Annotated in this window: 17 protein-coding genes; 14 read left to right on the top strand and 3 right to left on the bottom strand. The window is 55.8% G+C overall.

Translation table 11 applies throughout. The features are described 5' to 3' along the window. Positions 1–26: 26 nt before the first annotated feature. The 8 genes from AS19_RS10845 (at position 27) to AS19_RS10880 (ending at position 4749) form a co-directional block, all read left to right on the top strand. Positions 27–1466 carry a sulfite reductase flavoprotein subunit alpha gene (locus tag AS19_RS10845; RefSeq protein WP_231860803.1) on the top strand — a complete coding sequence of 480 codons (1440 nt, stop codon included), beginning with the start codon at positions 27–29 and terminating at the stop codon, positions 1464–1466. Further along, complete coding sequence (locus AS19_RS10850; RefSeq protein ID WP_231860991.1) at positions 1424–1885, top strand: hypothetical protein; 462 nt, start codon at positions 1424–1426, stop codon at positions 1883–1885. Before AS19_RS10845 ends, AS19_RS10850 begins: the two co-directional genes overlap by 43 nt. A gap of 171 nt (positions 1886–2056) precedes the next feature. Next, positions 2057–2383, top strand: a complete 327-nt coding sequence (locus AS19_RS10855) for a DsrE family protein (RefSeq protein ID WP_046962072.1) — start codon at positions 2057–2059, stop codon at positions 2381–2383. 15 nt (positions 2384–2398) lie between these two features. Next, the gene (locus AS19_RS10860) at positions 2399–2812 is read left to right on the top strand and encodes a DsrE/DsrF/TusD sulfur relay family protein (RefSeq protein ID WP_035458819.1); all 414 of its coding nucleotides are present in this window, start codon (positions 2399–2401) and stop codon (positions 2810–2812) included. A 3-nt stretch (positions 2813–2815) separates the two neighbouring features. Next, positions 2816–3196, top strand: coding sequence for a DsrE family protein (locus AS19_RS10865; RefSeq protein ID WP_011589407.1), 381 nt, complete (start codon positions 2816–2818; stop codon positions 3194–3196). Then, entirely contained in the window at positions 3196–4191 is a 996-nt protein-coding gene (locus AS19_RS10870) for a nitronate monooxygenase family protein (protein WP_231860804.1), read from the top strand. Before AS19_RS10865 ends, AS19_RS10870 begins: the two co-directional genes overlap by 1 nt. A gap of 13 nt (positions 4192–4204) precedes the next feature. Further along, entirely contained in the window at positions 4205–4399 is a 195-nt protein-coding gene (locus AS19_RS10875) for a hypothetical protein (RefSeq protein WP_144412641.1), read from the top strand. Between the two features lie 50 nt (positions 4400–4449). Then, positions 4450–4749 carry a DUF488 domain-containing protein gene (locus AS19_RS10880; protein WP_144412643.1) on the top strand — a complete coding sequence of 100 codons (300 nt, stop codon included), beginning with the start codon at positions 4450–4452 and terminating at the stop codon, positions 4747–4749. 162 nt (positions 4750–4911) lie between these two features. Here AS19_RS10880 and AS19_RS10885 read toward each other — a convergent pair whose 3' ends face one another. Then, positions 4912–5814 carry a M23 family metallopeptidase gene (locus AS19_RS10885; protein ID WP_231483358.1) on the bottom strand — a complete coding sequence of 301 codons (903 nt, stop codon included), beginning with the start codon at positions 5812–5814 and terminating at the stop codon, positions 4912–4914. Beyond that, positions 5795–7357 (bottom strand): HD domain-containing phosphohydrolase, encoded by a 1563-nt coding sequence (locus tag AS19_RS10890; RefSeq protein WP_046962074.1) that lies wholly within the window; start codon positions 7355–7357, stop codon positions 5795–5797. The genes AS19_RS10885 and AS19_RS10890 overlap by 20 nt, the downstream gene beginning before the upstream one ends. 279 nt (positions 7358–7636) lie before the next feature. Here AS19_RS10890 and thrS point away from each other — a divergent pair, with 279 nt between their 5' ends. From thrS to cysS, 3 genes are all read left to right on the top strand, one after another. Then, complete coding sequence (thrS, locus tag AS19_RS10895; protein WP_011589411.1) at positions 7637–9553, top strand: threonine--tRNA ligase; 1917 nt, start codon at positions 7637–7639, stop codon at positions 9551–9553. A 121-nt stretch (positions 9554–9674) separates the two neighbouring features. Continuing rightward, complete coding sequence (hisI, locus tag AS19_RS10900) at positions 9675–10103, top strand: phosphoribosyl-AMP cyclohydrolase (RefSeq protein ID WP_011589412.1); 429 nt, start codon at positions 9675–9677, stop codon at positions 10101–10103. Next, positions 10100–11482: a cysteine--tRNA ligase gene (gene cysS / locus AS19_RS10905; RefSeq protein WP_011589413.1), complete on the top strand. Its 1383-nt coding sequence runs from the start codon at positions 10100–10102 to the stop codon at positions 11480–11482. The genes hisI and cysS overlap by 4 nt, the downstream gene beginning before the upstream one ends. 221 nt (positions 11483–11703) lie before the next feature. Here cysS and AS19_RS10910 read toward each other — a convergent pair whose 3' ends face one another. Then, entirely contained in the window at positions 11704–12375 is a 672-nt protein-coding gene (locus AS19_RS10910) for an START domain-containing protein (protein WP_046962075.1), read from the bottom strand. Between the two features lie 668 nt (positions 12376–13043). Between AS19_RS10910 and yidD the strand changes: the two genes are divergently transcribed. The 3 genes from yidD to AS19_RS10925 all read left to right on the top strand — a co-directional run bounded on the left by yidD (position 13044) and on the right by AS19_RS10925 (position 15905). Next, entirely contained in the window at positions 13044–13325 is a 282-nt protein-coding gene (gene yidD, locus AS19_RS10915; protein ID WP_197017537.1) for a membrane protein insertion efficiency factor YidD, read from the top strand. Between the two features lie 8 nt (positions 13326–13333). Then, on the top strand, positions 13334–13654 hold the full coding sequence (locus AS19_RS10920; RefSeq protein ID WP_158319819.1) for a hypothetical protein: 321 nt from the start codon (positions 13334–13336) through the stop codon (positions 13652–13654). A gap of 181 nt (positions 13655–13835) precedes the next feature. Further along, positions 13836–15905 (top strand): TonB-dependent receptor domain-containing protein, encoded by a 2070-nt coding sequence (locus tag AS19_RS10925; protein WP_011589416.1) that lies wholly within the window; start codon positions 13836–13838, stop codon positions 15903–15905. The last annotated feature ends 47 nt before the right edge of the window (positions 15906–15952 follow it).

The raw sequence follows: 15952 nt of genomic DNA on the forward strand, positions 1-15952 counted from the left end.
TGGTAATAACCGGAGCGCCCCATTCCATGACGCCCCCGCAAACGACAACCCCCTTTTCCGCCCCTCAGTGGCAACAGGTTCAACAACTGCTAGGCCTATTGGATCAACGCCAAGCCCTCTGGCTCAGTGGCTACTTGGCTGCCGGCGCGCCGGCGGCCGCTCCACAGGCTGCCCCCACCCCAAGTAATGCCGTGCTTATCGCCTACGGGGGCGAAACCGGCAACAGTGAGAGCATCGCCCAAGCGCTGGCCGAACAGGCACTCCAGCAAGGCATTCGCGTGGACGTGCAAGACTTGGCCAAATTGCGGACACGACAACTCAGCAAACGCAAACACCTATTGCTTATTTGCAGCACCCACGGCGATGGAGACCCTCCCGAACCCGTGGTGCCTTTTTACGACGCCTTGATGGCCGATAATGCACCGCGCCTGGAAGGCCTGCAGTTCTCGGTACTGGCACTGGGCGACAGCAGCTACGAGCACTTTTGTGTCACCGGCCAGCAGCTGGATGAGCGACTGGAAGCGCTGGGCGGCACGCGCTTGCACCCGCGTCAGGAGTGCGACGTAGACTTTGACGAACCCGCTGCCCGCTGGGGTAAAGCCGTACGCGAGCAGCTGCCCCGTAGCGATCAGCGTGGAGCCACATCCACGATAACGAGTGCGCCCGCCCACTCCGCACTGACCTACAGCAAAAGGCATCCGCTCAGTGTCGAGGTACTGGAAAACCTAAACTTGAGCCACCCGCAGCGGACCGCGCCGATCCATCATCTGGAGCTGGCGTTGAAATCCCCGGACTTCTCCCTCGCCCCTGGGGATGCGGTCGGGGTACTCGCCGACAACCCACCGGCATTGGTCGCCGCCGTGCTGGATGCCTGCCATCTATCTGGAGAGGCGCCGGTCATTGTTCAGGACGAATCCATGCCATTGGTGCAAGCACTCCGCCAGCATCAAGACCTGACCATCCCCAGCACCCGTTTTTTGGAACAGTGGGCGCAGCCGAGTGATAGCCCGATTCTGAAACAGCAATTGAAAGCCCCCAGCAAGGCACAGCGGCAATATTTGAAAACCGTCCAGGTACTGGATCTGCTACGTCAGGCGCCCGCCACACCGGACCCGCAAGCCCTGGTCGATGCCCTGCGCCCGCTGCAACCGCGCTTGTACGATGTGGCCAACAGCCTGGAGCACATCGACGATGAGCTGCACTTGAACGTGAAAGCGTATCGCTACGACATTGCCGGTCGGCAGGAAAGCGGCATTGCCTCCCAATACCTGCTCACTCTGGAACCCGGTGACACCGTGCGCATTTATCCGCACCGCAACGCCCGCTTCCATTTGCCCGATGACCCGCACATTCCGGTCATCCTGATTGCCGAGGGCAGCGGCATCTTGAAAATGGCCGTGTCGATGGCGCCCTGCGAGATCAACTGGGAGGGTTTTTCCAGCAGTTCGGCGGACGTATCCGCATGACCACCAACCAGAACCTGCAGCTGACCCACGTGGAAGAACACGAACGGGAACAGATCAGCTGGCGACTGGACGATTTAGGTCTGAGCCAGCGGCTCAAGCCCGACCTGCAAGCCGCCCATATGCTCAGTTGCGTAGCCTTCCCCACCTGCGGTTTGGCCATGGCCGAAGCGGAACGCTACATGTCAGACCCGCTTGATCTGTTTAATCGCCTCAAACAGCAGTACGGCCTCAGACAAGTACCGATCACCTTGCGCGTAACCGGTTACCCAAACGGGTGTGCTCGCCCTTATCTCGCAGAAATTGCCCTAACTGCCGCGCTCCGGGACTCTACAACTTATACCTGGGCAGCAGTTTTAACGGCGACAGACTCAACCGTCTGTACGCCAGCAACGTCAATGAAAGCCTTTTCATTGACCTGATTGCTCCGTTGTTCGAAGCCTTTGCCCAGCAAAGAGAGTGTGGCGAATCGTTTGGTGACTTCCTCATTCGCAGTCAGCAACTCGATTGCGAACGTGATAACACCCCACTCAATAACAACCCGGCAGATGCCCACCCCATTGCCCTCCAGCCCCATTGAATCAGGAGTGACCATGTCCGATTACTTGTTTATCCAAAGCCAGGACCCGTTCACCGAGGTCCGCACCGAGCACCAGTTCGCCCTTGCCGGCCAACTCTACGATGCCGGGCATAACGTGCGCCTGCTACTGGTACAAAACGGGGTAACCCCGGCCCACAAAGGCGCGCGCAGTGTGTATTTCGACAAGCTATTGAAATGGGGCGTACCGGTGCTGGCCGATAATTTTTCTCTGAAACAACGGCAAATATTGGAGAAGGACCTGAAAGAAAACATTGCCAGCAGCAGTCTCGACACCGTTATCGACGCCCTGCTCGACGGCGAAAAAGTCATCTGGAATTGAGTCATTGGAGTCATCATGAGTAATAGCAAAACACTGACCTTTGCATTCATGGATCCACCGTTCGAGAGTGAACGCACGGTAACATTTTTTCGACTGCTGGACGCCGCGCTGGAAAAAAACGCTAACGTTCGCGTGTTTGCCTACGAAGGTGCTGTCGCTCTGTCTTTTTCCAAACAAGCCCCCCATGGCAACGCCGTACACGGCCTCAACCGTGAAGAAGAATCCCACCCGCTGAGTAAAGATTGGGTTGCCGCCTTGCAACAAAAAGCCACTGACAAAGGGCTGACCTTCGAGTGGATCAACTGTGGGCTGTGTGTAGACGAACGCGGCGTTAACGACGTGATCGACGGCTGCGGGCGAGGCGGCCCACCGGATTTATGGCGCTACGCCAGCAAGGCCTTCAACACTCTCACCATTGGCACGAGGTAAGCCATGAAAGCCCTACAAGTTATTGATCAGGCATTTCGTACCACTACCGAAGAGCAGGACGACACCATTCTCTGGCTTACCCAATCCATGCGCGGTGCCGGTGGTCATTTAACCGTTCTACTCAGCGGTCATGCCGTGTATTACGCCACTCAGCACCAAACACAACCGGCCTTAACGATTGCCGGGTGGGCACAAACCCAACCCGCCAACCTACCGCGAGATATAGGTAACCTACTGCACAGTGGCGTGCCCGTTTTCGCGGTTACCGAAGACCTGGAAGAGCGAGGCCTGGATCGCCAAACCCTGCTCGACGGTGTACAGGCAGTCAGTCGCCAAGGCTTGGTCAACCTATATGAAAGCGTTGATCAGATCTGGCAATGGTGATGCTTCCTAAGCCACTACGTACCCCTCTGCTGCATACCCTGGGCTGCGAACTGCCTATCATGCTGGCAGGCATGGGCGGCGTGTCTCGCCATCAATTGGCGGCGGCGGTAAACCAGGCGGGTGGTTTCGGCGTACTGGGCATGGTCCGTGAACCCGTGGAACGCATTCGCCAGGAAGTGGAAGCACTACGTGCCATCAACGATGGCCCGTTTGCGGTTAACCTGATTCCCGCCGCCACAGAACGGCGTCTGCTGATGGACCAAGTTGCCACTTGCCTGGCGCTACAGGTAGACGCTTTTGTGTTCTTTTGGGATGTGGATACCGGCCTGGTGCAATACCTGAAACAAGAAGGCAAGCAGGTGATCTATCAGGTGGGCAACCAGCGCGATGCAGACCTGGCACAATCCGCAGGCGCCGATGTCTTGATCGTGCAAGGGCACGAAGCCGGCGGCCATGTTCGTGGCACCACGGCCACCTTGTCACTGCTCCCCCAGGTCGTCGCCAATAGCGACGTACCGGTGGTGGCTTCCGGCGGCATTGCCAGCGGCGGCGCCATGCTGGCGGCGTTCTCCATGGGCGCGCAGAGCGTCAGCCTGGGCAGCGCTTTCCTTGCCACCCATGAAGCCAATGCGCACTCGCACCACAAACAACGCATCGTTGATGCCCGCGCCGACGATACCGTTTACACCACGCGCTTTTCTCGTAACTGGCATGAACCCGCGCCGGTCCGCGTGCTCAGCAACGCCGTCACTCGAGGCGATTACGATGAAGCCGACCCGGATACCTGTATCGGCGAACAGGACGGGCAACCGATTTATCTATTTTCCACCGATTCACCGTTAACGGGCGCCCAGGGGAAACTCGACGACATGGCACTGTTCTGCGGCCAATCGTGCAGTCAGATCAACGCGATCACCAGTGTGCAGCAGCGCATCGATACACTGCTCGACGAGGTACATATTCGCATTGCCGCGTTATACAGGGATTCACGCTGACCGGAGGTCTTCCATGTCACCACCGACTAGGCAAGAAACACCACAACGCGAACGTATTCGTCCGCTACCCAGCCTTGTTCTCCTTCTCTTGGTTACCGCATCCCTGTGGGGCGCCGTCTATATCCTCGCCCAATATGTTCACCCTCACGGCTCCAGTGCCTGCCCCCAGCACTGCCAGACCAGCGAACAACACCGCAACAAAACCTGATACCGTTACTTCAAAAAAAGACAACCGCTATCCGTCTAGGGAGGTCAGACATGTCTTCAACGCAAATTAACATTCACTGCAAACGCGCCTACGAAAAGCCTGCACCAAATGATGGCTATCGGCTTCTCATCGACCGAATATGGCCACGAGGCGTCAGTAAAGAGGACCTGAAAATAGACGAATGGAACAAGGAATTAGCCCCTTCTGATGAGTTGCGAAAATGGTTCGATCACGACCCTAAAAAGTGGGCCGCGTTTTACCAGAAATATCACCATGAATTACAAAAAAACATGCATAAAGAAACACAACATGCATTACGAAAAAAGCCAAAACCAGCGGCCTTACGCTAGTTTATGGTGCTAAAGACGAAGCTCACAACAATGCCGTAGCGCTGAAAATGTATCTACAACAGTCGGATACGTGAGGGCACATTAACGCAATATAACTTCCGTTATGTTTTCTCAAAGCAAACACCACAAACTCGATTTTTTTTCGCTCTAATAATAGGGTTGTTACTTCATCGGCGGCACAATAGTAACCGGGTCCAACTTGACCTCGAACCAGTTCAGGCGCCAGTCCAGGTGTGGCCCGGTGGCACGACCAGATGCGCCCACCTTCGCCACCTGCTCGCCCTGTTTGACCGTCTGCCCCTCTTTCACCAAAACTTCGCTAAGGTGAATCATGGTGGACGACACCCCATAACCGTGGTCCATAATCAGGGTGCCGCCAGAGTAATAATTATCTTTCTGCACCAACGTCACCACCGCATCCGCTGGCGCCACCACCACGGTGCCCGAGGGCCGAGCCACATCCACACCATAATGCGGCCGACCAGGCTTGCCGTTATAAACTCGCTGACTGCCGTACACCCCACTGATACGCCCGGTAAGAGGCCATTGAAAATCACTCAGAAACGCGAGCAAGTCTGAGTTTGTATTCCGTGCTTTTTTGATCTCGGCGACTTCTTTACGAATGCGTTTTAGCACCACCTCCGGTGGAGGCTCTACTGTGCGCTTAGGCACCCCTTCGATACGCTGTATCGCATACTCACGCTTATCCAGCGTCACGAGAACTTGTTGTTGTTCACCGTTTTTTTCCAGCACCAACGTCTGTTGTAAATCAGCATCACGGCCTACACCAATAACGAAAAAACCCTCATCAGTGGTCCGCACCGTGCGATCGTCAAACCGCACCGTCACACCTCGCTCCACCTGCCCACGCAACAACGCCCCTTGAGTCCGTTGACCTTCCAATGACAACAACCAGTCATTCGCTATGGACAAAGAAGACAACAAGCAAAGCAATACAAAAAAAAGAGTACGCACAGAAAACCTCAAAGACGAATGGGATGGCAGTTTTGTGAGCGCCACCAACGGCGCATCTACAAAAAGCCCTTCATAAAAATTGACTGCCATCGTCCACATCCAACTGCACTGGGTCTAGATGCTTCTCGCTGTACTGGCGCCACACCCGTGAGCGAATGAAAAGCTGGTAAAGATCCGGGTCCAAATGATTGTTATTGCGCATTCGCTGCATGATACCTAGCGCTTCACTGAGTTTGAGTGGTGTTTTATAAGGGCGTTCCTTAGCCGTCAGTGCCTCGAACACATCAGCGATGGCCATGATGCGAGCGGGGACCGACATCTGCTCTCGGGTGAGTCCAAGCGGAAAGCCGGTGCCATCCATTTTCTCATGGTGGCCACCGGCATATTCCGGCACCTGCTTAAGCTTGCGGGGAAAAGGGAGCGAGCCCAACATGTCTAGGGTCACATCCATATGACCATTTATAATCTGTCGCTCCTCTGGTGTCAGCGTGCCGCGCGCAATACACAGGTTGTACACTTCCTCGTCGCTGAGCAACGGCTTTTCCTGCCCCCAGACATCAGTCCAAGTACGCGCCGCGATCTCCTTCACCCGCTGCTGGTCCACCGCCGCCATGGCCTCACCACCTCGGTTAATTCGCTCAAGAAAAGCCAATTCCTCTTTCAGTACGCCGATATCCTCTTCCATGCGCAGGCGACTGGCAGGCTCATCGGCTGGATTAAGTAGGCTGGCCTTTTCATAACGAAACTGAATCTGCGCACGTAAAGTTGCAAAGCGACTGGCCACCTCATTAATCCGATCATGCAGTGTGTGCAGCTTAGTGGACTTGTCGAGCACCGAATCCGGTGTCGCCAACTTGCCACAATCGTGTAACCAAGCGGCCACATGCAGCTCGTACCAACCATCCTCATCCAGTGAAAAATCAGGAAACAGTATCTGATCATCACAGGCCGCCTGGGCCAGCATTTCTGTAATGACCGGCACTCGCTGACAGTGGGCACTGGTATGGGAGCTCTTCGCATCAATGGCCTGGGCCAGCACCTTGATAAAGGCATCCAGCAAATCCTTTAGCTCCTGTACCTGGCTAAGGTTACTCAAGGCTATGCCGCCATAGGTCAGCAGCGACTGAAACATCAGATGACCATTTCCGCCCAAACGCTGCAAGTTGCGCGGCACGGGCTTGTCATAGGCCAATTGCAGCACACCAGTAACAAGGCCTTCATGGTTATATAATGGCCAAAGCTGCAGTCCTTTGGCCTGCGGAGCCAGTTCGGCAAGCAACTTCTGATCAACCTCGCCAAGGCGAGTTTGCGTCAACGCGACGGTGAGAGGTTCTCCGGCGGTAAAACACTGCTCGACAATACCGCCATCAGCGTCATTGCCTAATGGGCGGAACCAGTGAGGTCTCTCTTTTATTTCATCACTTTCACCGGTGGCATCATGGCACAGACAATTCAAGCCGGCCTGCGGCCGGCCATCGGTATACAACCATACCCAGCCGGTGTCCGCGTGGCACAGGTGGCGTACTTCCTTGAGCAGCGCACTTAGCAAGCGCGGCACATCCTTTTGCTCACTGAGATGTTGCGCGACCCGCAACAAACGTGGCAACGATTCACTATCCGTCATTCGTCGCATCTGTAGAGGGTGATGTCATGAGCTATCCCGCTCCATCGGGTTGATCCTTGGACTCTCATCGGTCTCTCTATCATCTATTCCGCCTATGCCTGCCCGCCAAGCATAGGCGGGAGCCCGCGAACAGGCAAAACTCTATGCGACAGGCCATTTAATTCCCGTCAATCGCAATCACGCCGGCTAAATCGAGCCCTGTTTAATAGTCGCCGCACCTTGATGCGGAGGGCCTGATTGCCTACCATCTTCCGGTTCTGAGCCAACCACCTGGATCCCTTGTCACTCATGAGTGTGAGCTATCAACTGCCCGATGGGGCAAATATGGAGTTTGAGCAGCCGGTCTCCGCCTTGGAAATTGCCGGTCGCATCAGTAAAAAACTCGCCAAGCAAGCTTTGGCCGCTAAAGCCAACGGCAACCTGATTGATGTCTATCTGCCCATCGACGACGGCGCCACGGTGGAAATCATCACCCGAGATACCGACGAAGCCCTAGAGCTTATTCGTCACGATGCCGCCCATGTTATGGCCCAAGCCGTGCAGGAGCTGTTTCCAGACACCCAGGTGACTATTGGCCCAACCATTGCCAACGGCTTCTATTATGACTTCCATCGGGACATACCGTTCACACCGGATGACCTGAAAACCATTGAAAAGCGCATGCTAGAGATTGTGCGCCGCAATGAGGAAATAAGGCGTGAAATATGGGATCGAGATGAGGCTGTCGCTTTTTTCCTGGAAAAAGGTGAAGAATTTAAGGCCGAAATCATCCGTGACCTGCCCGCCGATCAAGAAGTGAGCCTCTATCGCCAGGGCGATTTCATCGACCTGTGTCGTGGCCCGCACCTGCCCAGCACCAGCAAACTGGGCGATGGCTTCAAACTGACTAAGGTCGCTGGCGCTTACTGGCGTGGCGATGCTGACAAGGCGCAACTACAGCGCATCTACGGCACCGCCTGGCGCGACAAGAAAGAGTTGAACGCTTACCTCAAACAGCTTGAAGAAGCGGAAAAACGCGATCACCGTAAACTGGCCAAGGAAATGGGTCTATTCCATATCCAACAAGAAGCGGTAGGCAGCATGTTCTGGCACCCTAAGGGCTGGCGCATGCGCAAAAACCTGGAAAATTACATCCGCGGAAAAATGGAAAAAGGAGGCTATGAAGAAGTCTCCACTCCGCAAATGATGGATCGTATTCTCTGGGAACAATCCGGCCATTGGGACAAATACGGCGAAGACATGTTCACCGTCTGCACCCACGACCACAAAGAAATGGCCGTGAAGCCGATGAACTGCCCCGGCCACGTACAGATCTTCAAACAGGGGATCACCAGCTACCGAGACTTGCCCATTCGCTTGGGAGAGTTCACCACCCTGTTCCGTAACGAAGCCCACGGCGCCCTACATGGCCTGATGCGAGCCCGCTCGTTCAGCCAGGACGATGCTCACATCTTCTGTACCGAAGAGCAGGTTAACGAAGAAACCGCCGGCTTCATCAAGATGCTGCGCGAAGTCTACGCAGATTTTGGATTCGACTCGTTCCGTATCAAATTCTCGGACCGCCCGGATAACCGCGCCGGCTCCGACGAAACCTGGGACAAAGCCGAAGGCGCACTGCGCTCGGCGGTGGAATCCCTGGGCCTGGAATGCGAGCTTAACCCGGGTGAAGGGGCCTTCTACGGCCCAAAACTGGAGTTCGTGCTCCGTGACGCCATTGGCCGTGACTGGCAGTGCGGCACCCTGCAGGTGGACTTTGTGCTGCCCGATCGCCTGGATGCCGAATACGTGGCCGAGGACGGCTCCCGCCAGCGCCCAGTCATGTTGCACCGTGCTGTTCTGGGCTCTTTGGAACGCTTCCTCGGCATCCTGATCGAGTCCACCGCCGGTCACCTACCCCTGTGGCTAGCGCCGCGGCCGGTGGCGGTTTGCACCATTACCAACTCCGCCGACGAGTATGCCACCACCGTGCAGCAGAAACTGGTTGCCGCCGGGATACCGGCAGAGCTGGATATTCGTAACGAGAAGATTGGCTTCAAGGTCCGTGAGCACTCCCGCGCCAAAACCCCGCGTATCTGGGTAATTGGCGAGCAGGAAGCACAACACAACCAAGTCGCTATTCGTACCCTTGGCTCCCAAGCCACCGAAACCGTAGATCTGGACGAAGCCGTGGCGGCCTTGGCCGAAGCAACACGCTTACCGATCTGACCCGGCGCCACTGGTAAGAGTACCCCTCAAGGTGCGAACTGTGCTCGGGAAAGCTTTCGCAAGCAGGTTCGCCCCTCAAGAGGGGCGCCTACATCCTGAATAGAAACGCCCTGGAGGCGTCATGTTCAAACACAACGAACAACAGCCCGAAGGCTTTCAGATTTCCCTCAAAGAAGCCCTCGACAACTTGGCGTTCAACGACGCCGGGCTAGTGGCAGCCATTGCTCAGCAGCACGATAGTGGCGAAGTATTGATGATGGCATGGATGAATCGCGAGGCCATTGAAGAGACTCTGGCCACGGGACGCGTTTGCTATTTTTCCCGCTCGCGAGGGAAGTTATGGCGTAAAGGCGAATCCTCCGGCCAAGTACAAACGCTGAAAGAACTGCGCATTGATTGCGACGGCGACGCCTTGCTAGTGAAAGTGGACCAGACCGGCTCCGCTTGCCACACCGGCCGCCGCGACTGCTTCTACTGGAAAGCCGACGCCAACAACGTGACCATCGACAAAGCCCCCATCAAAGACCCCAAAGAGCTGTACGGCAAATGACCTTACGATTGCAGAACACCCTCACCGGCAAAAAGGACGACTTCATTCCGCTGGACCCTAACCGCATCACCCTTTACGTGTGCGGCCCCACGGTTTACAACTTCGTCCACATTGGCAACGCTCGCCCGGTGGTGGTCTTTGATGTTCTGTACCGGTTACTGCAACGGCTCTACCCGAACGTGGTCTACGCCCGTAACATCACCGACATTGATGACAAGATCATCAAGGCGGCAGCGGATAACGGCGAAGCGATCAGCACCCTCACCGAACGCTTTACCCAAGCTTTTGCCGACGACATGGCATCATTGAATGCCAAAACCCCAAGCATCATTCCCAAGGCTACCGATCACATCCCCGAGATGATCCAGATGATCGCTATCTTGGTAGAAAAAGGGCACGCCTACGAAGCCGATGGCCAAGTGCTGTTCGCGGTGGAATCCATGCCCGACTACGGCAAGCTCTCCGGTCGCAAACTGGAAGACATGCTTGCTGGCGCTCGGGTGGAAGTGGCGGACTACAAACGCCACCCCGGCGATTTCATTCTTTGGAAACCGTCCACCGATGAACAGCCCGGCTGGGACTCCCCTTGGGGACGTGGCCGCCCTGGCTGGCACATCGAGTGTTCCGCCATGATCCACAAGCACCTGGGTGATGTAATTGATATCCACGGTGGTGGCCAGGATCTAATCTTCCCGCACCACGAAAACGAAATTGCCCAAGGCTGCTGCGCCCACGGAACCGACTACGTGCGTTACTGGCTGCACAACGGCTACATCAACATCGACGGCGAAAAGATGTCCAAGTCCTTGGGCAACTTCCGTTTGGTCCGCGACTTGCTCACCCAGTACCACGGCGAAACGCTGCGCTTCGCGTTACTATCGAGCCACTACCGCTCGCCGCTGAATTTCTCTGCCGATGTACTGGATAATGCAGAAAAAGGCTTGGATACGCTCTATTACGCCTTGCTCGGTCGCGGTGAAACCGTTGCACCAGAAGCGGGCTATCAACTGCCGGACAACCATCCGGTACTCGACGCTCTTAAGGACGATCTGAACACCTCCGAAGCGGTCAGCGCCTTGCACGCTATTGCCGGTGAACTGAACAAGGCCGAGCTTGACGACAAGCCCAAGCTGAAAGCCGAACTACTGGCCGCCGCCGACCTGCTCGGCCTGCTCACCGTAGAGCCCACCGCCTGGTTCCAGAACAAGAACGTGAGCGAAGATGGCCTCAGCAACGATGCCATCGACGCCCTGGTGGAAGAACGCACCCAAGCCAAGAAAGACAAAAACTTCGCTCGCGCCGATGAAATCCGCCAGCAACTCACCAAAGCAGGTATTCAACTGGAAGATACCCGCGAAGGCACCCGCTGGAGTCGATGAAAAATAGCGCCAAGCGGCTTGCTCTTAGCCAACGAGAAAAACAGATTTTTATTATCTGAAACGAAAGAGGCCGCGCCTAGAGCATAGCTTGGGCGCAGCCTCTTTCGGTCAAAACTCAATAACGGGCTATCGCATCTATCAACCAGAAACTCACAGGCAATAAAGCTATATAGCTGGCATAGGCCAAAGGCCGCCCCCGAGACGGCCATTCTTGGCGAAGATCAGTCTTCCAGCATCAGCTCGTCCATACCCGGCAGGGCTGGCAAATCTTTTCGGGTGGCATTGGCAAAGCGTGGCTTTTCCAACTGCGCCTTCAAACCTTCCAGAGTTTCCAATGGCGCCTTGGTGGACACCAAATTAGTCAACCATACCGGTACGCTGCCGCCCAAATCCATGAAGGTTTCGAACTGGACCCGCACCCAACCATTATCCATGGGCGTAATAATGAACTTGTTATCTAATGCAGGGATACGCACATAACCTTTCTGTTTACCTAGCACACCTTCGGCATTGACACTGTGCACGGTAATTGAGCCGGTTTCTTCGTGCTGGATAAGCGTGTTGGCCAGCACCACATCACGGTCCGATACCGGCCAGATGCCGTTAAAGCGCATGTAAATTTCTTCGCGCCCTTCCATTGATAGCCGCTTGGCGCTCTGACTCTGGAAAATCCACTCAGGTAAAGTATCCACTGCGGTAATGACTGCCAGCACCGAGGTAACGGATGCCTCAACCTCAACAATACCTTTGAAGGCTTTGACCGGACTGTTGGAAACATCCCGCACATAAGTCGTAACATCACCTCGAACCTCGCCTTCCTGGCTTATTTTCCAGCTTGCCGCCCAAGCTGGATTCAGCAGCATTAGGAAGGTGAACAACAACGTCACAAACATCGCTTGCAAAGGCCTTCTCCTTACTTTTCTCTTCAACACAAATAGATTATCCATCCACACTGACTTCAGTATCCTGCAAGCGCGCAGGCAAACAAGCGCCGGCAAGAGATTGGCCCCAATTACCAGTACAGCCGATGGCGACCCAAGGCCGGTGACTCTGCGCCAAGATGTCCCCTTTCAACTACGGGTAACGCTTCACTGCCTCCAGCTTGGCATTGCAGCAGCACTCACTACTGCCCATGTCAGACATGTTTCTGCGGGGATCCCGCCATTGTTTAATAGCCCGCACCAACCATTCCCGCACATGAAAGGCTAGGAAAATAAGCACAGGCTTCCTTTTACCTTTAATCTACTACTGAACGCTCCTTGCGTACTCAGCCCCCAGACGCGCTCGGAATCTAGACGCCATGTTAAAAGTGTGCCCACCTATCGAAAAAGCGCAACAATGTGTGCGGGTCAGCCAAGAAAACCTCGATAGCCCGGCCGATCACTTTTCTCATGGGCTTCCCTACCTTGGTACTGAGGTTACGTGCTTTGCCTATATCATCATTATAGCGCAGCACTTTCTTATCACCCTCCCTGTTAGCGTCATGGAACAGCGCTGGTATCTGCGTACCCGATGCCTTTATCATGCTCTTTTACAACTAATGACAGGCAGCGCTGTTCCCGTGAAATCGCTTCTGCTTGGCGCCATCTGGCTGTACCAGAAGGTGTTGAGCCCTTGGATAGGCAACCAATGCCGCTTCTACCCGACCTGCTCGGAATACGCACGGCAGGCGGTAGAGACCCATGGCAGCCTGCGCGGCAGCGCACTGGCAGCGAAACGGCTGTGCAAGTGTCACCCTTGGCACCCAGGCGGCTTTGACTATGTGCCTGGCGCCGAGCCTGACCAGGAACAGCATCAGTGCACCCCGCTATGCAACCATCACAGCGAGGATCACTCACAGTGATCGCGGCCATGCTGAGCCCATACCGTCGCGGGCACTCTTTGCCGCTGGTTTTACCGCTGGTTGTCGGGCTGTTTCTTGTCCAATTAATACTGGCATGGCACGCCCCCGCCCACATTGACGCAGGACAGCACAGCCCCACCACAGACCTGTTAGCCTCCGCCGATTGCCAGGTCTGTACCCATGGCCACGGCATGCTGGCTCTGCCCAGCGCCTACAACGTGCTAGATTCCACACACACAGCGCCCGTTCCGCTTGCCCCCGCCACCACCGTGGCAAACCGCTACGAGCGCAACCCCTACCCGCCTCGCGGCCCTCCTTTCTCTGTCTGATTCCCGTTATTAACACCTGATCACGATGGCACACCACCTTGCTTCTCTACTCGAGTGGCATTTGCTGTGCTTGGCTGCCTTCAGGAAAGAACGTGTTTCCGGCATGAGTCCGGCCAGCCCCTTTAATCCAGCTGCGCCCTTTTACTCATGCCCTGCATGAATGCTAGAGACAGAGGTAGTTATGACTTTTCGACGCCAGACCCTCTCCGGGTGCGTCGCCGTGGCCCTATTGGCACCCACGGCAGTATTGGCTGAAGCTGAAAACAACAGTGCAGGCCTAGAAAAAGCTCACGAGCTAAAACAAGTGGACGTGTCCGCCCTGCCGCTCGGAAGCAGCAGCTCCAGCACACCCTATTCGGTGATGGATCAACAAACCCTCACTCAGAAGAACAAGGACACCCTCGGTGAAACCCTGAAAAACCAGCCCGGAGTCCACAGCGACACCTTCGGTGGTGGCGCCAGTCGACCGGTGATCCGTGGCCAAGGGGGCCCACGCATAGGTATTCTCAGTGACGGCTCCCAGGTGCTGGATGCTTCCAGCATTTCACCAGACCATGCCATCACTGTAGACCCCATGCTGGCTCGCCAGATCGAGGTTCTACGCGGCCCATCTACCCTGCTTTATGGCAGCGGCGCCAGCGGTGGCATTGTAAATGTGCTAGACAACCGCATTCCCACTCAACGGCCTCTAGAAGAGGTGGAAGGTTTCGTGGCAATCCGAGCCAACAGCGTGGCCGATGAGAACGCCACCGCTGCAGGCATCACCGTTTCCGCTACCGACCATTTGGTATTTCGGGTGGAAGGTAGCCGTCGCGATGCGGAGGACTACGAAGTAAACGGCTTCGAAGAGCTCACCGTCCCAGGCACCTATGCGGAAAGCGACAATGCCAGCATTGGAGCCTCCTGGATTGGCGATCAAGGTTTCTTCGGCATGGCTTACAGCTATCGCCGAGATAACTACGGGCTGCCCGGTCATAGCCACGAATTTGAAGAGTGCGAGGCCAACGGCACCAGCTTGAGCTGTCCTTCTGGAGGCCATGATCACGACCATGAGGGCGAAATTGTCCCCTACGTGGATCTGGCCAGCCGTCGAGTGGATGCTCGAGGTGAATACCGCGACCCATTCTCTGGCATTGCCGCCATTCGTTTTCGAGGTAACCACACCGATTACCGCCACCACGAAATCGAAGAAGGGGCCATCGGCAGTACTTTCACCAACAAGGGTGGAGACGCCCGGCTGGAAGTGGAGCACAAACCGTTCGGTAACTGGCGCGGCGTGGTAGGACTTCAGTACACCAACTTCGATTTCAGCTCCCTGGGGCATGAAGCCTTCGTGCCGAAAACCGAAACTGAATCTATCGCCATATTCGCGGTAGAGGAATATGTCCTCAATGAACAATGGTCCTTCGAATTGGGGGCGCGCCAGGAGCACCTGACGCAAACACCGGACCAACGCAATGGCCAGGCTCTTGCCAAAGTCACAGCGGACAATGCGTCTTTCTCCGGCGCAGCCAACTGGGCCTTTGTTCCCGGTTACGAGCTAGTACTGTCCGTAGGCCACTCTGGCCGAGCACCCAGCGCCCAAGAGTTGTATGCACAGGGGGTCCATCTGGCCACCAACACCTATGAATGCGGCCTGCTCAGCGATTGCGGTGGAGGACAACGTGACTTGGACGATGAAGTCAGCCTCAACGCCAACCTGAACCTACGTAAAACCCGTGGGGATTGGTTGTTTGATCTGGGCGTGTTCGAAAACCGTATCAACAACTACATCTATGCCCGCACTCTGGATCAGCAGGAAGACTTCCGCCTGATCAAATACAGCCAACGTGACGCCACCTTCACGGGTGCCGAAGCATCCGTGAGTTACTACGGTATCGACCCGGTTGGCATCACCGTATTTGGGGATATGGTCCGCGCTACTTTCGATGACGGCGGCTACCTGCCTCGCATTCCGGCCAAGCGACTGGGCACACGCCTCAATAGCTACCTGGGCAACTTCGACGGTGAACTGGAAGTGTATCGCAGCTTCGTTCAGGACCAACTTTCCGGGTTCGAAGAGCGCACCGCCGCCTACGACATGGTCAACGCCACTCTCAGCTACCGACTACGAGGCAACCAGCGCTATACCTTCTATGTGCGCGGTAACAACCTGCTGGGTGAAGAAGTGTTCAACCACTCGTCTTTCCTAGCCAGCACCGTGCCGGAGCCGGGCCGCAATATCACCGTAGGCACCCGCATTGAATTTTGAGCCGCAACGTTAAACGGCATCCGTACCGGCGCCTTTACTCCGCCGGA

Origin of the sequence: Alcanivorax sp. NBRC 101098, assembly GCF_001010505.1 — a bacterium.
GTDB classification, from domain to species: domain Bacteria; phylum Pseudomonadota; class Gammaproteobacteria; order Pseudomonadales; family Alcanivoracaceae; genus Alcanivorax; species Alcanivorax borkumensis.